Annotated in this window: 16 protein-coding genes and 1 pseudogene; 8 read left to right on the top strand and 9 right to left on the bottom strand. The window is 52.3% G+C overall.

Annotated elements, in window-relative coordinates; translation table 11 throughout:
• Nucleotides 1-139: 139 nt before the first annotated feature.
• Genes RBB77_RS01835 through RBB77_RS01825 form a run of 3 tightly spaced genes read left to right on the top strand, consistent with a single transcriptional unit; the run spans nt 140 to nt 5,061 of the window.
• Nucleotides 140-3,724 carry a response regulator gene (locus RBB77_RS01835; protein WP_353064478.1) on the top strand — a complete coding sequence of 1,195 codons (3,585 nt, stop codon included), beginning with the start codon at nt 140-142 and terminating at the stop codon, nt 3,722-3,724.
• Nucleotides 3,725-3,744: 20 nt separating this feature from the next.
• On the top strand, nt 3,745-4,908 hold the full coding sequence (locus RBB77_RS01830) for a SpoIIE family protein phosphatase (protein ID WP_353064477.1): 1,164 nt from the start codon (nt 3,745-3,747) through the stop codon (nt 4,906-4,908).
• A 54-nt stretch (nt 4,909-4,962) separates the two neighbouring features.
• Complete coding sequence (locus RBB77_RS01825; RefSeq protein ID WP_353064476.1) at nt 4,963-5,061, top strand: DUF2950 family protein; 99 nt, start codon at nt 4,963-4,965, stop codon at nt 5,059-5,061.
• A 207-nt stretch (nt 5,062-5,268) separates the two neighbouring features.
• Here the strand turns inward: RBB77_RS01825 and RBB77_RS01820 are convergent, their stop codons facing one another.
• From RBB77_RS01820 to RBB77_RS01800, 5 genes are all read right to left on the bottom strand, one after another.
• Nucleotides 5,269-5,838 carry a hypothetical protein gene (locus RBB77_RS01820; protein WP_353064475.1) on the bottom strand — a complete coding sequence of 190 codons (570 nt, stop codon included), beginning with the start codon at nt 5,836-5,838 and terminating at the stop codon, nt 5,269-5,271.
• A gap of 79 nt (nt 5,839-5,917) precedes the next feature.
• On the bottom strand, nt 5,918-6,847 hold the full coding sequence (locus RBB77_RS01815) for an OmpA family protein (protein ID WP_353064474.1): 930 nt from the start codon (nt 6,845-6,847) through the stop codon (nt 5,918-5,920).
• A 9-nt stretch (nt 6,848-6,856) separates the two neighbouring features.
• Nucleotides 6,857-8,314 carry a DUF1254 domain-containing protein gene (locus tag RBB77_RS01810; protein ID WP_353064473.1) on the bottom strand — a complete coding sequence of 486 codons (1,458 nt, stop codon included), beginning with the start codon at nt 8,312-8,314 and terminating at the stop codon, nt 6,857-6,859.
• A 411-nt stretch (nt 8,315-8,725) separates the two neighbouring features.
• Nucleotides 8,726-9,481, bottom strand: a complete 756-nt coding sequence (locus tag RBB77_RS01805; RefSeq protein ID WP_353064472.1) for a hypothetical protein — start codon at nt 9,479-9,481, stop codon at nt 8,726-8,728.
• Nucleotides 9,482-9,774: 293 nt separating this feature from the next.
• Complete coding sequence (locus tag RBB77_RS01800; protein ID WP_353067713.1) at nt 9,775-10,815, bottom strand: AraC family transcriptional regulator; 1,041 nt, start codon at nt 10,813-10,815, stop codon at nt 9,775-9,777.
• 365 nt (nt 10,816-11,180) lie between these two features.
• Between RBB77_RS01800 and RBB77_RS01795 the strand changes: the two genes are divergently transcribed.
• The 5 genes from RBB77_RS01795 (at nt 11,181) to RBB77_RS01775 (ending at nt 17,032) form a co-directional block, all read left to right on the top strand.
• A complete protein-coding gene (locus RBB77_RS01795) occupies nt 11,181-13,925 on the top strand; it encodes a protease pro-enzyme activation domain-containing protein (RefSeq protein WP_353064471.1) in 2,745 nt (914 codons plus the stop codon).
• 87 nt (nt 13,926-14,012) lie between these two features.
• A complete protein-coding gene (locus RBB77_RS01790; protein ID WP_353064470.1) occupies nt 14,013-14,693 on the top strand; it encodes an Ig-like domain-containing protein in 681 nt (226 codons plus the stop codon).
• Between the two features lie 240 nt (nt 14,694-14,933).
• Nucleotides 14,934-15,101 carry a hypothetical protein gene (locus tag RBB77_RS01785; protein WP_353064469.1) on the top strand — a complete coding sequence of 56 codons (168 nt, stop codon included), beginning with the start codon at nt 14,934-14,936 and terminating at the stop codon, nt 15,099-15,101.
• A gap of 483 nt (nt 15,102-15,584) precedes the next feature.
• Nucleotides 15,585-16,643: a TniQ family protein gene (locus RBB77_RS01780; RefSeq protein ID WP_353064468.1), complete on the top strand. Its 1,059-nt coding sequence runs from the start codon at nt 15,585-15,587 to the stop codon at nt 16,641-16,643.
• A 209-nt stretch (nt 16,644-16,852) separates the two neighbouring features.
• On the top strand, nt 16,853-17,032 hold the full coding sequence (locus RBB77_RS01775) for a hypothetical protein (RefSeq protein ID WP_353064467.1): 180 nt from the start codon (nt 16,853-16,855) through the stop codon (nt 17,030-17,032).
• A 213-nt stretch (nt 17,033-17,245) separates the two neighbouring features.
• On the opposite strand, the gene RBB77_RS01770 is transcribed toward RBB77_RS01775, so the two are convergent.
• From RBB77_RS01770 to RBB77_RS01755, 4 genes and pseudogenes are all read right to left on the bottom strand, one after another.
• Nucleotides 17,246-17,746, bottom strand: a complete 501-nt coding sequence (locus RBB77_RS01770; protein WP_353067721.1) for a hypothetical protein — start codon at nt 17,744-17,746, stop codon at nt 17,246-17,248.
• A 75-nt stretch (nt 17,747-17,821) separates the two neighbouring features.
• Nucleotides 17,822-18,259, bottom strand: a pseudogene (locus RBB77_RS01765) (TniQ family protein); the annotation flags it as partial.
• Nucleotides 18,260-18,349: 90 nt separating this feature from the next.
• The gene (locus RBB77_RS01760; protein WP_353064466.1) at nt 18,350-21,088 is read right to left on the bottom strand and encodes a TniB family NTP-binding protein; all 2,739 of its coding nucleotides are present in this window, start codon (nt 21,086-21,088) and stop codon (nt 18,350-18,352) included.
• Nucleotides 21,085-21,729, bottom strand: coding sequence for a TnsA endonuclease N-terminal domain-containing protein (locus tag RBB77_RS01755; protein WP_353064465.1), 645 nt, complete (start codon nt 21,727-21,729; stop codon nt 21,085-21,087). Before RBB77_RS01755 ends, RBB77_RS01760 begins: the two co-directional genes overlap by 4 nt.
• Nucleotides 21,730-21,819: the final 90 nt, after the last annotated feature.

Here is a 21,819-nt window from a genome sequence, read left to right as displayed (position 1 = left end):
ACGATGCCGAACTCGATTCTAGTCGATTGGATCCTATCGAGTCTAAACGAATAACTACGTCCACTGAGCGCATTCTGAACGGCTACAATTGTCCATCGTCGAAGTCGCCATTTCATGGTTGGGGGTTAAAACTCGCCAGATGGGTCTTTTAGCGAATTTAAAAATCCGAACCAAGATACTAGTAGCTTTGCTCCCGCTGGCCTTCATGGTTATTGTGGCAGCGTTCTACGCGTCGGTCGAGATGAATAAAATCGACAGCCGGTATAGCGATCTGATAGCCAAAGATGTCAGAGCCCTCCACAATTTAACTGTCGCGCGGGTGTTGAGCAACCGATTCGCCCAGCTCGTCTATCAGGAGATTGCTGAGCCTGATCCTGACAGAATGCGAGTGATCGACGTAGAGCTCGATAGGACGGCGGCCGAATTTCACTCTTCCGTCGCATTGAGCAACGCAGAAACTTCAGGCATGAGTCAGAAGATCGATGCGATCTCCGCCCTATTTGACCAAGCGGTATCCGACTCCGGCCCAATTCGGGCTGCGGCCTTAAGTGGCAACAATGACAAGGCTATGAAGCTGGCGCGCGAAACATTTGAACCCGAGTTTCGCAGGGAACGCCAATCGCTGACTGACCTAGCTGATGAAGTTCACGCGGGCCTCGACCAACAGTCCGATCAACTCACCCTCAAAACTCATCGAACAATTCTGATCACCTGGATCGTAATCATTTTCGGACTCGCTGCATCTTTCACGATTGCTCTCTCGATAGTGCAGATTGAAGTGGTTAAGGTTGTCTTGTCATTCCGGACTCGCATTCTTGACGTTGCGCAGGGACGACTTGACCTACCCATAGCAAATCTCAACCGTACCAATGAAATTGGTGAGATGAGCCGAGCCTTGCAGACTTTGCAGATCGCTGCTCGCGAGCGGGAGATTTTGCGCTGGATAAAATCGGAGGTGGCGACTACGACTGAGCGACTACAGTCGGCGGAAGATTTTCCGGCGTTCGCCAGCGCCCTACTATCGCGAATCTCCGAGACGTTAGATCTGCTGTACGGAGCGTTCTACCTGGCCGACGATAGTCGCACGCACTTCGCTCGAGTTGGGGCATTTGCAACAGATGTCTCGACCGAATTGCGAGAGTTCTCTCTCGGCGAGGGCCTGGCGGGGCAAGCGGCTGCTGAGCACCGAACGCTTCGGATTGTCTCCGAAACGAACAAACTTCTCAGCGTAAGCACAGGGGCTGGTACAGTAAGCCCGGCTTGCATACTGTTTATCCCGGTGATGAACCAGGACGACGTCCTGGCGATCATCGAACTGGCATCGTCCGCCCCTGTGTCGGAGCAACAGCAGGCACTGTTGGACGCGCTATTACCGACCGTCGCCCTCAATACGAAGATACTCTCCAGCAAACTTGTAACCAGGAAGCTGCTGGAACACACCCAGGTACAGGCCGCGGACCTTGAGGTGGCTAAAGAGGCGGCCGAAGCTGCCACCAAAGCCAAGTCTGATTTTCTGGCCAACATGAGCCACGAGATCCGGACACCGATGAACGCCATCATCGGGATGACCCACCTCGCATTGAAGACAGATCTTTCTCCAAAACAGTCAGACTATCTGACCAAGGTGAAGTTCGCCGCACACTCACTGCTTGGAATCATTAACGACATTCTGGACTTCTCCAAAATCGAGGCAGGCAAACTCGATATTGAAAAGACAGATTTCCGGTTAGAAGACGTGCTCGACAATTTATCGACGATCGTCAGTCAAAAAGCGCAGGACAAAAACCTCGAGTTCCTAATCGCAGCGCAGCATGACATCCCGCCCAACCTGATTGGCGATCCCCTTCGACTCGGGCAAATCCTGATCAACCTGGTGAACAATGCCGTCAAGTTTACGGAACGCGGCGAGGTGTTGGTAACGGTTGCGATGGAGGACCAGATAGCCGATCGGGTCAAGGTGAAATTCTCCGTCCGAGACAGCGGTATCGGGATGACATCGGAACAGATCTCGAGACTGTTCCAGGCATTCGCGCAGGCGGACACCTCAACTACGAGAAAATATGGCGGCACCGGGCTTGGTCTCTCCATCTCAAAACGGCTGGTCGAAATGATGGAGGGTTCCATCTGGGCAGAGGGTGAGCCTGGGGTGGGGAGTACCTTCCATTTCACTTCTTGGTTCGGAGTTGGATCGGAGGACAAACAAAGACGATTGATAGTTGATTTGGCTGGGATCCGGGCCCTGGTCGTTGACGATAACGAGCAGGCTCGCGAGATACTCACCGAGGCGCTTCGCGTATTTGCACTCCGCGCTGAATCGGTTTCGTCCGGTGAGGACGCGGTGAGGGAAATTGCTGCCGCAGATTCTACTGACCCGTATCGCCTGGTACTGATGGATTGGCATATGCCGGGACTGGACGGACTGCAGGCCAGCCGCGTTATCAAGCGCAACCAACGTCTGCAGAATATTCCCAAAATCGTGATGGTCACCGCCTTCGGGCGGGACGAGATCAGGACGCAGGCGGAGGAGATCGGCGTCGAAAGCTACTTGTTGAAACCAGTAAACCAGTCGCTACTCTACGACACTCTGGTGGACCTGTTTGGCGTCGCGGGCGCGGATGACCACCGTTCCCATAAGAGAAAGGACAGCGCGGCCGTCCATGACGCCACAGGGATACGCGTCCTTCTTGTCGAAGACAACGAGATGAATCAGCAGGTTGCGACAGAGCTTCTGGAAAGCGCGGGAGCGATCGTAACTGTTGCCAACCATGGCGGTGAAGCAGTAAAGATCTTAACCGCTGGAGACCAGCCTCCTAAGTTCGATGTAGTGTTCATGGACCTGCAGATGCCCGAGATGGATGGGTTCACGGCAACCAGGCTCCTGCGAAGCGATCTACGATTGCGAAAGTTCCCAATCATTGCGATGACAGCGCATGCTCTCGTTGAAGAACGCCAGCGTTGCCTCGATGCCGGCATGAACGATCATGTGTCCAAGCCGATTGACCCCGACAATCTGTTTGTGACGCTGCTGCGATGGGCAAAGCCGAGGCCCAAACAGGCAGTCGGACCCCAAACACCTGTCGCCAATATAAAAGCGTCTGATGACGTATCTCTGCCAGACATCTCAGGGATCAAAGTCATGGATGGACTAAACCGTGTCGCCGGCAACAGGCAACTGTATCGCGATCTACTCAGGCAATTTGCCGTCAAGCAAATCGACGCAGCTGACCAGGTTTCGGCTGCTTTCAAAAGCGGCGACTTGCAATTGGCTGAACGCATTGCCCATACCGTCAAGGGTGTTGCGGGCAATCTTGGAATCGAGGCGGTTCAGTTGGTAGCCCAGAAACTGGAGAAGGCACTACGCGGCGGAGAAGAAGGTCTGTCGGCACCACTCGCTGAATTTGCGAATGTGATGGGAACTCAGATTCAGGCGATCAATAAAGCGCTAAGCGAATCGGCGAGCGCTCATCCCAAAGCGGTACAGATTTCGCCCTTCGATGGGAAGGCGGTGACTGCTGCGATTGATCGGCTTAAGACTTTGCTCGAGGCGAGTGACGGCGGCGCCGAGGAGTCATTTCGGAGTTTGCAGGACGCAGTGGCTGGTGTTGTCGAGAAGCCCTATCTGGATGGTCTCAGCGTGTCGATCAACGACTTCGATTTTGACGCTGCGCTGGTAAAACTGGATGGCATCGCCGAACTTTGTGCACGAATTGAGGGCAGCAAATGACTCAGGTCAATCAGAAGACAGTGCTGGTGGTGGATGATGCTCCCGCCAACATTCAAATCGTGAATTCGATTTTGAAGGATTTATACAAAATTCGCATTGCAACCAATGGCTCAAAGGCATTAGAGCTCGTCAAGGTTATGCCTCTACCTGACCTGATTCTTCTGGATGTTGTCATGCCCGAGATGGATGGATACGAAGTATGTACGAGGTTGAAACTGGATCCGGAGACGCGCGACATACCAGTCATATTTCTTACCGGACAGACGGAGGTCGAGGATGAGACGAAGGGTTTCGAGGTCGGTGCGGTGGACTACATCCACAAGCCATTCTCCCCTGCGGTTGTAAAGGCGCGTGTGCAAACCCACCTCGCGCTTCGCGGCATCCGCGAACAGCTCGCACAGCAGTTGCGCGATATCCAGAAAGAATTGGAAACAGCGCGGCAGATCCAATTATCGATTCTTCCATCCACCGTCCCGAAAATCGCCAGTCTAGATATCGCAGCACGTTACGTCCCCATGACGTCGGTGGCCGGCGATTTCTACGATTTCATCGTAGTGGATGAGGAGCATCTCGGCGTTCTTGTGGCCGATGTATCGGGACACGGGATGCCCGCGGCACTTATCGCATCAATGATAAAGATTGCCTTCTCATCCCAGGTGTCGCACGCGGCCGATCCGGCGCGGGTGCTGTTGGGGTTGAATGAAGTATTGTGTGGAAAGTTCGAACATCATTTCGTTACAGCGGCATACGTCTTTATCGACATTCAGAACCGAACACTGAAATACGCTGGCGCTGGTCATCCACCTCTGCTTTTATGGGGGGCCGAAGGCGTACGTAGCATTGAGGAAAACGGTTTATTTCTCGGGAAGTTCTCGTTTGCAACATACACTTCGACGGAACTTCCCCTCACGCCTGGGGACCGCATCTTGCTCTATACCGACGGGATACCTGAAACAACGAATCCCGCCGGAGTAGAGTTTGGTGCGGATGGCTTTAAGCAGTTTTTGGAGAACGAGCACTCTACGACCTCGGCGGCTCAGTTTGCCGATCGGCTACTTGAAGAATTGTCACGTTGGTCCACGCGAGGATCGAACGACGAGTTGGATGACGATATGACAATCGTGGCAATCCACATGACGGACAGTGAAGGACTGCAGCAGACGGCACCCGATCGGATAAGGTGATATTGAATACCCTCAAAAGAAGTTTGATGGAGATCTTATCTGAGGGAAGTTGTCGTGCTCCTTCAGAAGGATCTGGGGAAAGGCGCTGCGGAGATAGTGAGCTCTATGACCAAGTTTGATCCGGATCCGGACTGGACCATTGTAGAACGATAGATAGATGCCTCTGGTCGAGTTACACCCCAGCACAAAAATACCTATTTCTATGAGAACTCAAGAAAAGGCGTAGCATAACTCACCGATCGTTATCGTCGTACGGATGCAAATGGTCGATCGGGGGAGGGCAAAGACCTAGTTGGCGACCTTGTCTTTGCTGCGTTAGATTGAAGCGGCGACAACCACGATCATCCGTTCTTCTATTACTCAATTAACTCCCGCAGTTCCCTTCCAATCAAGGAGGTCGGATAGTCTCCAGGGGTTCTGATTAAGATCCAGTGACAATTGGCCTTCTTTATTAATCGTGAGTTGCGCTTCGGGATATAGAATTCCCGTGCTTTTACTCTTGTCCTGATCGTTGAGTTCGAGAACGCCAGCCGTCAGGTTGTAGGACTGGGATTGGGTGTCGAAGAAGGCTTCTCCAAAACGAATCTGCCGATTCGTGACGAATACGATCTTACGTCCGGTGGGTGTGGTGGTCATCCTGATATAGGCACAGTCGTAGCCGAGCGTGCCGGTTATCTCAACGTGTCCTACAGCTTTCATTCTTGAGAGAGCGTTGACGAGACCCTGATTTTGGCCCTTCTCGTACGCCTGGACCAGCGTTACTCGGTCTGCTGGAGTGGAAAACTCATAGATGTTCAAGGTAACCCCGATATTCTGCCCCATCTGTGAGCCGGTACCAAAAGCCTGAGCGTCAATAGCTTCGTATTTGTCCCGGGCAACCCCTGAATGGACGGCAAGCAGGCAAATCCCTGCAACTACAAAACTCTTCAAGATCCTCTTGGAAGTTCTCGAATAAGCAGGCATATTTATTCTCCTCAACTGAGATAGGCGAATTATTTAGAGCCCGGTTTTAATAGGTCCCAGATACACCTTTGTTTTGCAGAATTCGAACGACTACACGGCGATTTTCTGCCTGACCTTCAGAGGTCTTGTCAGAGTCGACTTGGGAAGACGTCCCCATTGCTCCCGGAGCGAGCATATTGGTGAGAGGAATCTGGCCTTGTTGGACAAGAACTGCCGTGACCGCCTCCGCACGCTCGCTGCTGAGTCTTTGATTCAACGCGGCACTGCCGACCGCAGAAGCGTATCCCTGCACTTGAAGGATGTAGGCAGTAATACCTTTGGCTTGTTGTGCTAGCTTCAGAAGCTGCTCTTTATATTGCGGCTCGACGGTGATTTTCCCATTGCCGAATAGAACAGTCGCTTCTCCCAGGATGTTGTACTCGCCTAATTCGCCAAAACGTTTGTTAGCGGCTGCAATTGCCGCTTTATTTGCAGCGACCTTTTGCTGCTCTTCGGTAAGTTGAGCTTGTTGTTGCTGCAGAGCAGCTTGTTGCGCTGCAATCTCCTGTTGACTCTGCTGAATCTGCGCCGCGTTGGCAGCTACTTTCTGTTCGGTTGGTTGCAGACCGGCCTGAGCGTCCATGGCAGCTTTCAGATCTGAGCCTTTGAACTTTATCGTGTCGGCGACAAGCTGATTTTGATCGTTAAGAGTTCCTTTTATCTGGACAGGAAGGCCCGGAATGAGAGCCGTCATAGGCATCTGCTTTGTGCGAGCTTTGAAGACTCCTTCGACCTCTCCGACGCTAGTACTGTCAGTGAGAAGCACGACGGTGTTGGGAGATCCGACACTTTGCACCGTCATGGTCGCACCGCTGCGGCCATTAATCACGCCTTGAATTTGCGTTGATTGACCTTGAGCAACTTGAATTGTCAAAGTCAATGTTGCGACCAAAATAGCGACGAGTCCGACATAACGGATTGCGTGAAGCTTTTTCATATTGTTACCTCATTGAACCTCAACTGCGGGCGGTGGGTACCAAGTGCCATTGAGAGCGGGTGGCAATGGCCAGTAAAGGCGCATTAGCGGCGTCATCATCGGGATGCTTGCAGATGTTGGTAGCCAGTTGAGCTCTTTGCCCGCACCTGGACTCGTAGGCTGCAGATAGATGGTCAAAGATCCATCGGCGTTTTTCTTTGGATTCATCCATTCACTTACAGAAAACTTTGTGGTGCCGGGTATCAGGAAGTGATTCTGATAGTTGGTAACGGACCAAAAAGCTCCGGCAGGTGGTAGTTGCCCCTTGGCGAAGGTGATCGTGTACTTCTTTCCACCATCCAGGGTCTTTCCTGCGCCATCCTGAACCAAGAAGGGGTAGTAGCCATCTTCGGGCAGGTTCGCGCCAAATCCTACGAAGGCGATTCCTGCTCGCAGCGCATAATCTGTTCCGTAGTTGCCGAGGTGTGGGTTTGGAATGAGCCACCCGTGTTTCAGATCTCCGATGCTGGCTGGATTTGCAGCGATCTTATCGAACTCATGTTGGACTGCCTTTGTAGCGAGGCCCATCGCCGCCTTCTTTTCAAGCGATAGAGCGGAGTAGTCGTAGGGTTGACCGTGAACGATGCCGAACTGGGCAAGAAGCTTGTCAACGCCCTTGGCTTTATCTTCGTCGGGAAATGGCACCTTGTTAAACCACTCGGCCGCCTTGGTGAAGAACTTTTCGCCATCTAGTGCATTGGCCTGTGGCGACGGGCCCGGCGTGACGGCAATATTAGGATTGACGGTTCCGAGAGGTTGAGTGAAGAGTTTACCGAACGCGCTGAGTGGCCTTAGGTCATATTGATCTTGAACCGCATGAACATTGGGCAAATCGTTGAGTCCTTCAACTTGGGTGCGGACGATCAGCCAGGACTGATTGGTCGTGCAGTGGACGACGATGCTATTCGGAATCGTAGGCAGGTCGCCCTTGAAGTCGGGGCCGACCATGATGAAGCTGGTTTTCTTAGTCAGCCCCTTTTGCAGTCCATTGCTGTAGTAGACCTTCGTCCATGCGTCCATGAACTCATACATCATGAACCGCTTTTTGGTCGTTCCGGGCACGTTCGGAATGTCCGGTGTAGTAAATACCACTGGTTCGTTCGTCACATCAGTCCACGCCAGCGTATACAAAGTGTCCGTGCTGGGAAGGATGACGCCATGATTGTCTGGACGGCTTTGGCGCACACTCATGAACTGATTGATTGGTGCCGACAACGTCTCCCACGTCGGCTTCTCGACGTTGGTGAGAGCCTCTGTCGAGACGCCGAAGACGACGAGAGGGTAGAGATATTCGTAAGCGGATGCAGCATCTTTCACGACCGCTTCGGGCGCGGACGAGGTGGTTGGGTCCTGAGAGGGTGTTTGTTTGCAACCAACTAGCAAGGAAAGAGACGTGAGCAGTGCATACGCTGTCAACTTTGTCATCATGATGGAAAAGTCCTTTTCGATGCACTCGGCTTTCAGAAAAACGATTCCTGAAAGTGCGCGTCAGTGTAATCGGACCAACAAGAACGTGGTCTCCTCAAATGGTTGCAATACACCGTTGCTGTAGCAAACGCCTGACCAAATAAAACTGTGAGAGCAGATATCGGCTAACCGTTGATAGATGTTGACGTTCTAGTCAGCCTAGTATGGTTCAAGAAGTGGAGACTCTGGCGTTTAACTCCGACCCTTCGGAGTTGCCTCCGATAGGTCGGAGAACCGAACTTTAATCTGAATTGGACAACCGCCGTTCGAACGCGCCCTCTGTCTATGGTGCGCGTCTTGCCATAGTTGCGGTTCTGCCCTAGGACGCAATGGACGTTGTCTGGGGATTGAGGGGAATACTCACTGATTGGCCTATCGTTGCATCTGGGATAGCGCTTCAATAAGGGGCGCTGAAGAAATCCTCATTACACCGGTAAAGGGGCTATACATCTCAAGGATGATGAAGATCGCCGCCGATACGGCTAAGCCGGCAAGACCTAGCGTAACGAAGATCGTGGCGTTTGGCGGAGCGAAGAGACCGAAGCCGACGAAGATGATCACCAACCAGGAGATGAGTACCACGAGGAGAGGAGTGGGTACCGAGCTGTGTTGGGACTTAAGAAACATAAGCCATTGAGTATGTCGCAAAGCAATGATCTGCAGAATGATCTGGGACTTAGCGGCAACTTGAGTGGAATCATTTGGGACCAAATGCTCCAGCTGGTCCACCAGTGTTTCGGCTTTGTTAGCTGGTCGACGCTCTGAAGCCAAGGAGCTTTGGGCTGGCCAGATACGTTGGACGCCCTCTGCTACAACGCGGCGGAATTCACTACGAATGTTCCCGGTCTCCGGACCGTACCGTTCCATGGCTCGATCGATGGTGACGATCTCGGAGGACATCTCTACGACCTCGTTCTGCCGTGCATCATAGGTCGACTTTGCGGACGATACAAGCATTCCCAGGACCAACGCAGCCATGGTGGAGATTAGAGCTGTCGAGAGTCTTACGGTCTCCTTGACATCCGTGCAGAGGTGTTCCTCCGGAAGGATTCGCCGGATAGCCATACCAACCAATGCAGCCGTGAAAACACAAGCAAAGACGATGCCACTCAGCGGGATCGAATTCATCGTTCTCCTCTTCTTCCGCACATGGCGGCCGGTAGACTGACTCTGCAGGCATTTAGCACCTGAACATTCGCAGCAACTAACGGCCCATGAAAAGAATCCTCGCCTAGGCGTTTTGGCCTAGATATGGAGTAAGTCAACCTACCTGCAATGAGCAAAAAGACTACACCGGGAATCAACAACAACGCCAGATATCTTATTTGCGTGGAGAAGATCGTCGTTGACTCTATACCTAGGAGGCTCGTTCGGTTCAATTACAGACAGTGCGATCTATCGTTTATAGACTGTCGATCTTTTCAGATACAGTCTCTACTCTCTTCCGAACGTTTCGCTCGCCACTGACTTGGAGTGTTCCCCGTCCACCGCGCGAAGCCACGCGTGAAGACGCTCGGATCCGTATAGCCAACCATAGTGGCGATTTTGTTAATCTCTAGCCTTGTAAAAGCCAATAACTGCTGCGCATACTCGCACCGTGTTTCATCCAAGACCTTCTGAAACTTAAGCCCAAGTTCATCGAGGCGGCGGTGCATCGTACGACGATTCATACCCATCTGGGCAGCGGCCTTGAGCGCGGAAGCGTCGCCTCGTAACAGTGCGACTCTTAGTTCTCGGCGCAGTTGAATTGACAAATCGGTATCACCTGCGTGCCACAGGTCTCGAATGCTTCTCTCAAGGGTGATCCGATGTTTAGTGTCTGCGCCGTGGATCGGCTGTTCCAACATCCTTCGCGGAAAGGCGATGGCAGTTTGGTCTGCATTGAATGTCAGCTTCACCCCAAAGGCTTGTCTATAGTAGGCGATATTGCTCGGCTTAGATCGGGCGAATAAAACTTCCAAACCCGAAATGTGACCGAAACCTGCGAGCTCACGAAAAATGGTGAACGCGCCCATGGCAGCGGCGTCGCAAATTAGATAGTTGCCCGGCACGCCGGGCTGATAGACCGCATATCCCAGGAACGCTTGTGGGCCATCTTCCAACAGGTAGGCGACCCCGCCATGGGCGTTGCGATGTTGGTTGAGTGCAAAATCGTGCAAGGAATCGCGGAGGGTCAGCGAATTTCTCATCAACTCGCCGAGAAGGCCAAGCGTTGCTGTCTGAATTTGACGGCCGATTTCGAGACCGAAATGCGGGCATCGAGTGCTCTTGCAGGCCGTTTCCGCGAGCAAGCCCATCGCGCGGTAAGGAATCGTTCCTTCCGGATTGTCTAAGGCATCTTCGCTCAAGCCGGAGGCCGACAATACGTCAGTTGGGTTGACTCCAAAGCGGCGTAGGAGTCCAGGCAAGTACGAGAGGAAGCCTACTCTCTGAAGGTTTTCGGGCGGAAGTGCTACATGCATTTCCTTTGCACCTCTCGGACTGGGCCCTTCGAAGAAATATTTCGACGGCATGTCCACTATAGTCAAGTGATTTTATGCGATGCGGGCTATAGTCAAGCCGAACTCAAAAAATATCGATGGCCAGTTGGCGCTTAACAATTAGCGCTGACAGGTCGGTGTGGTGCCGCGAGGCTGCGATTTCGTCTCGTACCTGAGGTGTCGTTCCGGGCAGCAATACGGATACAACTGTGGACTCTACGGCCGCAGACGGGTTCACACCCGCTTCTCCTCTGAGATGAATGAAGGCGCTCCCTTCTCGAGAACCAACTTTGGTTTTACAGCAGATCTGCAGGAGCAGAACCTAGTGTCACGAATATGGAGAATTGATGCATAAATACGATAGTTTCAGACGCTGCACGATGGGAGCCTGCATTGCCATAGGCTTGATCACAAGCCCAGATGCAAACGCTCAATCGCGTATAACCGAAGCAATACAGAATACGCAGCGTGTCGTTGTCCCAGGTAGTAGCCCGAACCGACTCATCGGTTTGAGCCACGATACCGGACGCCTTCCCGGCAGCCAAAAGCTTGGTCGTATGATTCTGCTATTGGCGCCCACAGCGACGCAGGATCAAGCCGTCGCTGATCTTATCGTGTCGCAACACGACGCCTCTTCTCCCGCCTTCCACAAGTGGCTCACTCCGACCGAATTCGGTCAACAGTTCGGGGTTGCTGATACCGATTCCTCTCAGGTTCGCCAGTGGCTCGAAGGTCAAGGCCTGATTGTTCATCAGGTCTCACAGAGTCTTCGCTATATCGTGTTTAGTGGTACCGTTTCCCAGGTCGAGAATGCATTTGCTACTCAAATGCACTCCTACACATACAAAAACAAGACTTTCATCGCTAACTCGGGGGAGATCCAGCTCCCCGCAGCATTGCGGAATGTCGTCAAGGGTGTGGTTCGGCTGCATATCAATCCATCGTCACCCGCCATCATCGGAGGCCCGAAAGTACACTTCAAAAAAGCCGGAGGGCAATTTACCTTCGACGACAGCTCACACGGCATGGCGCCCGCAGACTTCGCCAAGATTTATAACGTGCAACCACTCTACAACGCTGGAGTAAATGGGGCCGGCCAGTCGATCGCGATTGTCGGTCGGAGCAATATCAACATTCAGGACATAAGAGACTTCCGCAATCTGCTCGGGCTTCCGGTGAACGATCCCCAGATCATCATCAATGGAGACGATCCTGGTATCACCACGGATGTCGATGAAGCCACACTGGATGTCACGTGGTCCGGTGCCGTCGCACCAATGGCAAAGATTGATTTCGTTGTATCGGAGAGCAACTTCGCGGATGGAGTGGATGTCTCGGCTGAGTACATCGTCGACAACAATATTGCACCGGTAATGAGCACCAGCTACGGATCATGCGAAAGCGATCTCGGCCCGGTTGAGAATGCTTTCTACAATTCGCTATGGCAGCAGGCAGCAGCACAGGGAATTACTTCATTCGTAGCTGCCGGAGACAACGGTGGAGCCGGGTGCGACGCCCCCGCAGGCGGCATCTATTCCTCTGGCGTTCTTGCTGTTAACGGAATCGCTTCTACTCCCTACGACGTTGCAGTCGGCGGTACACAGTTTGACGATACGACCAACCCCACCAAATACTGGAGCGCAACAAACAACCCAACTACCGGCGAATCTGCGGTTGGCTATATCCCTGAGATCGTGTGGAACGAAAGCAGTAACGATCCGAACGATGTCTTGCTGTACGCAGGGAGCGGCGGCGTAAGCAGCTTTTACGCGAAACCCAACTGGCAAACGGCCGTCGGGGTTCCTAATGATGGCTCTCGCGATCTTCCTGACATCTCTCTGTCCGCCTCACTCCACGACGGGTATCTTGTCTGTCTCAACGGCAACTGCGGTTACGGAGATTACTTCTTTACCTTTGGCGGTACTTCAGCCTCGAGCCCGGCCGCGGCGGGCATCATGGCATTGGTAAACCAGAAGATGGGTGGTCAGCCGCAAGGCATGGCCAACTATGTTTTCTACCGTCTCGCCAAAGTCTCCGGCGTCTTCCATGACACGATCAAGGGCAACAACAAAGTACCCGATCCAAACGGCCAGTATACGGTTGGCTACAACGCAGGAACAGGGTATGACCTTGCCACCGGCCTAGGCTCGATGGATGTGAACGCGCTAGTCAACAACTGGAAGTCGGCAGCGAGCGGGATCAGCAGCGGGGTGACGCTTGCACTCGGTAATGGGCAAAGCGCGAGCACAGTCCATGGCAAACCGATCACATTCCAGGCAACTGTGGCCTGCTCCGCCCCAGGCACCTGCACTGCCCCAACCGGCGCAGTCGCTCTCTCGGCGACGTCTTCAGCAGCAGGCACGGTAGGAGTGGGTTCCGGCGATCTGACACCACTCTCGAGTTCGAGCGTTGCCAATATCCTGACCTACGTCGTACCTGGCGGCAGTTACAACGTTAGTGCTCGGTACAGCGGTGACGGCAAATACAGCCCTGGAACCTCCAACGAGGTGCCTGTCACTGTCTCCGCCGAGAAGAGCCAGACTTTTGTGGGCTCGGTTGGCGGTGGCACATTCGCAACCGGCCCCATCACGGTAAGCTACGGAGAATCGTGGCCGGTCGCAGTCATTGTCGCTGGAAAATCTGGTTATGGCTATCCGTCTGGTCAGATAACCATGACCGCAGATGGCAATCCAATCACCAACGGAGGAGTATACGACTACGCAGCCGGAACATTTGCTCCCAGTACGATGACTTTGAACTATGGTGAGAACAGTGCTATCAAAACCACGCTTCCTACTAGCCAATCGAGCACGATCTCTTACGTTCTGCCCACGCAGGCGTTGGGTGCAGGGTCGCACCGGCTTGTAGCAAGTTATCCTGGCGATCCGAGTTTCGCGGACAGTAAAGGGAGCTATACCTACACCGTAAACCAGGCACAGGGAGTCTTTGAGGATTTCTTTCCCATCGGAGACACCGTCGCAAATGCTCCCGTACAACTCGTTACCCAGATGGGATTCGCAAGTCTGGGGTTTGCACCGTACGGGGGAACTATTACCGTATCGGACATTACAACTGGATCGCCTGTTGTATGAGGCAAAGACAAAGTTGATAGCTCGTTGTATGGCGGCTACTGGACGACAACAGTTAATGTTCCAAGTGTCGGGACGCGAACCCTAAGGTTGGACTATACAGGTGACGCAAATGTCAAAGGCGCGTCGCAGACCTACTACGTGCCATTCTCCGCAAGTGACTATTCCTATGTGACACTTGGTACGAGCCTCTCGAACTCCTTTGGTGGACAACCCGTCACTCTCACCGCTACCGTCGGCTCGGGTATTCCGTTGCATGTTGCGACAGGAACAGTCACTTTCTTCAACGGTTCGACCGCGATAGGCGGAGCTAAGGTTCCCAAGAGCGGCACCGTCATTCTTGTCACTCGCAAACTCGCAGCAGGCGTCAACAATCTGATCGCAACCTACTCGGGTGATGCCATCCTCACAACGTCTTCATCGTCCCCTATCCCAGTGACGGTCGCAGACTACGTCATGCAAGTCTTACCTGCGTCGGTCAAAGTCGAGCAAGGTCAATCCGAGAAAGTCACTTTGGATCTCATCCCCCAAGGTGGCTTTGCAGATCCGGTGCAACTCTCATGCTCTGACTTGCCGACCGATGTTACGTGCAAGTTCAGCCAATCAACTGTCACCCTCGGTGGCGTCAATCCAGTGACGGTTTCGTTGACTCTCAAGGCCAGCAAAGCTGCGGAGATCACCACCAAACCAGTGTCTATCACCATCACAGCAACCAGTGTTACTGGAACAACCCCGAAGACGTCCCCTCTTCACGTCACCATCAAGAAGTAATGTGCGACAAAACGTTGTGCATCATAAGCACCAGCATAGGTGGGAAATAGGCGATTGCTGACTATCCTTCTGTCAGATCACTACCGGCCAGAACGACCTCGGCAAGACACATCCGTCGACTTATTTGAAGCGTCGGGCGTATCGAACTCTTCACGCTTTTACCTGACCGCGGCTTTTACGATGAACATCGGCAGATCAGGATCGATCTGGGCGTCGAGGCCTAAAATTTCTGGGTTCGGAATGACTGCAATCTTGGCGAAGTACATGGAGGCGGTATTTGATCAAGGTCTCTTCGAGTTCCCCGCTCTTGAGATACTCCTCTACAGTCCGGGAGTCAATGAACTCTGTGGGGGCACCGGGGCGTCGCAGCCTGGTGAACAAACCGGCTCCGGTTACTCCTTGCATTGAACGCAATGAAACCGTCGCTTGCCATATCGTTCTCCCCTGTAGATCAGGGCGTTGAACAGCACCTTTCGGATGCACCCAAGAGTGGCGCCAGTGTAGCACCACTCAACCGAGTGGCAATTTCCAAACTTGAGATATTACAGTGCAGGCGTGACGGCTACGTTGTGGTACTCGGTGATCCACCATTCGCCTTGCTCTTTCATCAGAACCCTCCAGTAGTTTGAACCGCAAAGTTTCGTCGGTTCCGACTGGAAGACTTTGAAGCCAGTATTCTGTATCGCTGAAGAATTCCATCTGGTATCCGATAGCTCTTAGTCCAGTACAGAATATCGTTGTAAATTTAGCTTGAGATCGGCTCTCCAGTACGAAATAGCGTTTAATCTGACACTGGCTGTCAAATACAACGCTAATTCGTACTGAACAACGATAATTCGTACCAGTACGAAATAGCGTTGTACGCGGCCAGCCAGATAAGGGGTAACGAAGGTGTCAAGTCTCTTACCATGGCATCCGCGCCGTTTTAACGACGAGATTTTGTCATCCTGGATTCTTAGGATTGCAGCCGGGAATAACGTGTCCGTTCGAAGCCTTTGTGCATGGCTTGGGAACGACCAACCTGTTGCAGCGTTAGATCGCATGGTATACACAAGTCCGTTCATAGACTCCATCGCAGAGGCGATTGGAGCCGAAAAAGAACAGGTAATCGAATGCCTTCCTTCCAGCCTTCATGGACTGTCTAGGACACCGGTCTATCGAATACGGGGGGGAACCGCGCCCATGCAGTGGCATCTGTGGCAAGACGGGTCATACGGTGCTATGAGTAACCAGTATTGCCCAGCTTGTCTTGAGGAGAAGGGTCACCATCAGCTTCCGTGGTCTATCTCCATATACACCTGCTGTTTGAAGCATAGTTGCTTCCTTCGAGAAAGTTGTCCTCACTGCGGGAAATCATTTCGAAGTGCGTCTCGATTTCTCAACTGGAGCTTGGGTAATCCAGGAAAGGACCTGCAGCGGTGCGCATACTGCAATCGATCAGTCGCTAATTGCGCACCATCCGAGCAAGCGGACAAAAAGACTTTGAGAATGTGTCACGTGCTGGGCTCATTGGTCAGGAAATCCAGTTGTGAGAGTTTTTTTGAGGTGTTGGCAAGACTTCTGTACGTTATGTGCCGTCCGTCTACCTTAGCGGAGAACCTGAGGTCGCAAATGCTGCCAGGGTCACACCAAATCACGTCCAGACACTCTAGTGGTGCGCCGATGAATTTCGAATATCTCGATGTGAAATCGAGAGCCTATATGCTCCAAGCGGTTGTGAGTCTCTTCGCAGACTGGCCAAATTATTTGATCGAGACCCTTAGATCGACAAATCAGTTGCATTACCATCTGCATTTGTTTAAAGACCTACCGAGCTGGTACGAACGGGCGGAAAGGGTTGCAATGATTCCATGCTCCAAGCCCAACCCTTCGGAGAGAGATAAACTTCTCCATGTCGCGACTCGGCAAGGTTGGATAACGGCAGTTCAATTCGCCGAAGAGAACCCGTAAGATTCCAGAGTTTTTTCATGCCGGGCCCGTGTGACGGGCACATGCGCAAATCAGCAGAATCGCGGCACAAATTACCTAGTAAACAAGGCTTCTACGATGAGATCCCTGGAAACCTATGGTGGGCGGCTGCTATAGAATTGCTTTTAGGCCTCGTGGCCATCATTTGGACCCTCAAGGCCGTCTAGGAATCTAAAGAGGAGGAGGCAATCATGGGAGCTTCAGTACACAACGCCCTAACCTCCTTTGCCTGGGCGGTACCTGCAGCCCTCGCCCTGACCGGTCTCATGAAGGTCGGCCAGCTCATCTACCAGCATTTTCACAAGACGGCGGTAGGGGGGATGGAGATCCCGAGCATTCAAAACGTGAATCGATGCGAAAAGCAGCGATGAGAAAATAAACATTCGCCTCAGCCCCACAAAGGCTTCCTGCGACACGTGGGAGGCTTTTCTTTGCAGCGAATTGAGGATCGGGAGCCGCGCCGGACTGGAATTCGCCTCAGTCGAGAGTATCTTCCGGCCGGGTGCTGGGCGAGCCCAGCACCGCCATCGTCAGCGATTTATACATCGCTCTCAAGTCAAGACACCTCGTTGGTAGCGGGTATCCTATGTGCCTTTAGTCCGGCTTCGATTGAACTGCCGGGCGAAGGAAACAAATCGCTGAGGAGGGCTGTCCAAATCCTTAAGCAAAGCGTTGTATTTTACAGCTCGCGACTCCCAAGCCAACTTTAACCGTTTCTGCAAGTCCGACATAATCCACATCGCCATTCCGAGAACCTGATGCCGCTCGACGATAGTGCGGGTTTCAAATGAAGACCGTCCACTCACAAGATGCACATCGGGACAATTGAGGCGTTCACGAATGAATTCCCTAAACCCCGGCGCCGCTCGCTCCGACAGGATGAGTCTGCATTGCTGATGAAGTATAGCGTGGAAAGAAAAGCCAAATCGGAAGCTTCCGCGGTGATTTGATTCGAGGCTTTTCAGGAACTCAACCGTTTCCAGGAATGACTTCTGGTCGAGTATGGGAATGGTGAGAGGTAATGCCGCACGAAGATCATCACCGCATGCATGGCAGATGCTCATTGGTCCGGCTAACAGCAGCATGGGCCTGCCCAGTTCTCGGCGATGGAATGCTATGGTGGCCCCACACTGCCAACACCGATCTCTGAGGAGAGCATTGTGTTTCGGACAAAATGTGCAGTAAGACACCCTCCATCGTCGGCGAAAATACGGCTCATCATCTTCGAGAAGGCATTGCGAACAATACTGCATCCCAAATCCAAGGTATGTACGGTGGAACATTTGTAAGGGCAATATCCAACGTAGTCGACCAGAGATATTTCTTGTTCGATAGAGTTTCCCTCTATAACCGTCGAACGTTGTAGCTGTAACACTCTGCCTCGGCACTCCGGTGTGACGAACAAGGTTAGCTCGCAGCCATCGCGGCGCCAGCCTATCGACATCGCGATTCCAGATCTGGTGGCTGGCTCCAAACACGCAGTCGGAGAAGGCTTGTAGCTTCTGACCGTTACCGCGCGCTAGTTCTTGCAACCAAGACGACAGCAACTCATCCTTACGTGGTCGGGGATGAACCGGCCAGTGTCTTATGCAATCCACGTGCCTCTCCCCTTCTCTGTAAAGGAGGTTTCCAGTTGAGGTCTGCTAAAAGTCTGCCATCAATTCGCTCCTTCTTCGTCTCGATGGCCTTTACGGCAGCGCGCATGAGAAGCTCAGCGATTTCCCTATGTAACCTTCAGTCAACTCATGAATTCTTTTCGCATATATCGGTGCTTGCAGCTCGGACGGCTCGCGTAGGGGTAGTCGGCATTCGAAACTCTCAAGTAACTCTCTGAATTCTTCGCCATAGGTCCAACGTCGCAGCTCTTCCATCTCGAAGCGACTTTCGAGTTGCTGGTCTAGGGCGAGTGCGATTCGTGCATCTGGCGTGCCCGTTGCAAAAACTGTCATTTGAAGTTCATTCAGCAGGTTCTTAAGTGCTCCTAAAAAGTTTCTTTGCTTCAAAAGAGGGCCCGAGATTGCAGTGTTCAATTCATCGAGGAGAAGTTGGCGAGTGCCGATGTTTTCGAGAATCGTTAGTATCTGATTCCGCTTTTTCTGAACGCGATCTTGAATCTTGAATGGCGCTTGGATGGCTTTTAGGATTGAGTCGTATAGGGCTCCTTCGTCGGGACTTCTAATCTCAATGCCAATGACGGGGGCACGGATAGCATCCCCGCCTAGATTAGGGTCGATAGGATGCAATTCACCATAGCGTCTGAGGAGCGCAGTCTTTCCTGAGTTTGGATCAGCGTAAACCAGCAGACAAGGAAGGCGGGGAGCCTTGGGTCGATTCAAGAGTTCCTTGGCTTTGCGGATTAGAAACTTTGCACGCGTGTACGGAATCCACTGTGTTTTGAGATCCCAAACTCGTCTGATTCGTGCAGAGTTATCCCAATAGAGTGCCTCAGAAGCCATCTCGTGCAATTCGCGCAGTTTCGTCGCAGTCTCAGGCATCTCGCTGAACCCCCTGACTCTTACGTACGGCTCGATAGTGTCGGAGTCGAAATCAGATTCATCCTGTACGGCAGGTGCTACTTGTGGCTTTGGAGATGCATCCCACATCCTATGGCGTTCTGACTTGGAGCGGGCGGCTTTCGTCTTTTTAGCCGAAGCCTCCTCCTGCTCGCGCATTCGGAGGTAACGCTGTTTGAGGTACTCCTCATCTATCTGCGAATTCGGTAGCTTGGTTGCTCTTGCTTCACAGCGGATCTGTTTGAGATCCCAGATGCTCATGTCGGGGAACGTTGAGTCCCGTGTAGGAATCTCAAAATAGTCATCCAAGTCAGGGTCATAAAACCATACCGAGTTGAGATGTGCATAAAATCTCCTGAATCTGAACAGGCGCTTCAGCTTGGGACTATCAGGATCAGGTGCGTTAATCCACCGCCGTAGCACATCGTGGTAGTAAAAGATCTTGTCAATCTCGATGCCATACCGTTGCACCGTACGTTCCTCGAATGGCATGAAGTCTAACTGCAATCGGGTACGGTCTCTAGGGTCTTGGATCCGAGGTTGCAGGCCGACAGCTGGGTGTTTATCTGTCCCATCGAAAATTCCGAGTCTGTAACGATCGAGCGGCGACATTCCAAGTTGGGAGTGTTCTTCAGCGTGGTATGCCGCGATCCTCTCTATAAGCCATTGGTTAAATTCGGTTGGCGGGAAGATCGCTTTGGCCTCAGAGTCATATGTACCGCGCTCTTTCGGATTTGAAAACGTCGTGCCGGGAAGAGAATGAACAGCCTGGGCAAGTGTGCCGCACCAGCGCTCGATGTGACCTCCGAATTTGGGATTTTTAACTGGGCGCCAGATCAGATCTATCTTGTGATCTTTGCAAGCAACCTTCAACATCTTCATGCGAAACGCATTGTCACCGTGTAGAGCGGTCATCTTTCCCCATACAGGCCACTGGGCGTCAGAGCCGAACCCCGAAAGCCATTCTTCCTTGGGAAGAATAGAGTGAGCGATGCACAGTCCTGTTGACATTGCACCAGGAGGATCAATTGAACTATAGATACCAGTGACCATTCGACTGCAGACATCGAACGTGAGCGTCAGCCATGGCCTCTTAATTGGTTTGCGGTGCTTCTCATCGACCAACATGATATCGAGCAACGTATGGTCGATTTGGACAACGTCCAACGGGCAATTTGCCCCAGGAAAGCTGCCAAGAATTGGATCGAACATGTGTTCTGCTGAGCGGGCACCGTGTAACCGGGAGTATTTTTGCCTTCTCGGAATCGCGAGAAAGCGATTCCTGACGGTGCCTGCGCTTGGAATTTCCATTGGCTTGAAATTTCCAGGAACTGACCCGTCGCAGCAAGAATCCTTATTATTTGCCTTTTCCTGTGCATTTGCCGCGGCTATCTTGTCCTTAATTGTCTGGTAGATTTCAGTAAACTGCTTATCTTTTGGTTTGAGTTCTTTGAATGCACTAGAAATTAGGTCTTCAGTCCGCGCGTCAAAGGTCGTCTTCCTCGCATCCGATCTTTGCTTTCTACCGAGTGAAGAAAGGGTTCCGTCTCCTTCATAAGCGGCAATCCATTTATAGAGTGCATTGGGTCTGTAATTGAATTCAGATGCTCTTGCCTCAACATCTGCTCGTGTCCGATTCCGACTGTTCAGGAGTGGTTTAATCACCTCCAATCTGAATTCTGCTATCTCTCGCCACTCGTCTGTAGGTTTGAAGCCTGTTTGGTCCGTCGTGGAGTCAACTTCAGTGTCGCGACGGGAAAGGTGCGAGATCTCCACTTCTAACCTACCCCCGGTTACGAGATCTCTAACCTGCACGATGTCGAAACCGAAAACCGCTTCTATTTCGACTGGCTGCCCTTTATATAAGGCGAGTTCTCCGCGTCTAAGAGCAAGACTGTGTATCGGATGTGTCATGAGAGGCTCTCGATCTTCGAATCCATCGTGAGCGGCTTGGTTAGATCCGAATAGATTTGAAATGTTCCTATCAGATACCAGAGAGAAGGTAGTAAAAGCGCATTTTCTGCCGGATTATCCGAGATCCTCGCCATCAGTTCCCGTGGGGAAGTTACCTTAACTTTATCTATCGCTGTCAGGATGAGTTGTTTAGAGGCGTGATCGGTTCCGCGTCGAACGAACGGCAGGAGGAATTTCACACAGTCAAGGTAGGTCGTGCGAATTTCTTTTTCGGTCAGAATCTTGAACCTGAACCCTTCCATTGCCGTTGCGTGAATTGCGGCACGATACGCTTGCCGTAATTTGTTCCAATCGGCCCAAAGGGAGCGGCGGAATTTTATCTCAAAGATGGTCGGCTTCCTCAGTCCATCGATGTATTCGACCCGACAGTCGGGAGTATACCGTCGGCGTCGTCCGGATTGATCTCGCCAGTTGATACGAAGCGGTTGTACTTCAAACGCTTTTACGTCAGGATCAAATTCCAGTAGGAGCAAAAAATCACGTTCCAGACTTGCTTCGTAGCCGGCCTCGCCCACGGCTTTTCGAGCGGAGATGATTCCGGTGATGCATCTGTAATTTTTGGGAATTTTACGCACAGGCATATGGTCCTCCCTGACAAATCGGCCGATTCTCCGTGTCTTTCAGACAACAAGTTTCGGTCGTATCCGAGTACAAACAGGTCCAACAACGAG

The sequence above is a fragment of the Tunturibacter psychrotolerans genome (assembly GCF_040359615.1).
Taxonomy (GTDB): Bacteria; Acidobacteriota; Terriglobia; order Terriglobales; family Acidobacteriaceae; genus Edaphobacter; species Edaphobacter psychrotolerans.
This window is presented reverse-complemented; position numbering and strand designations above follow the sequence as displayed.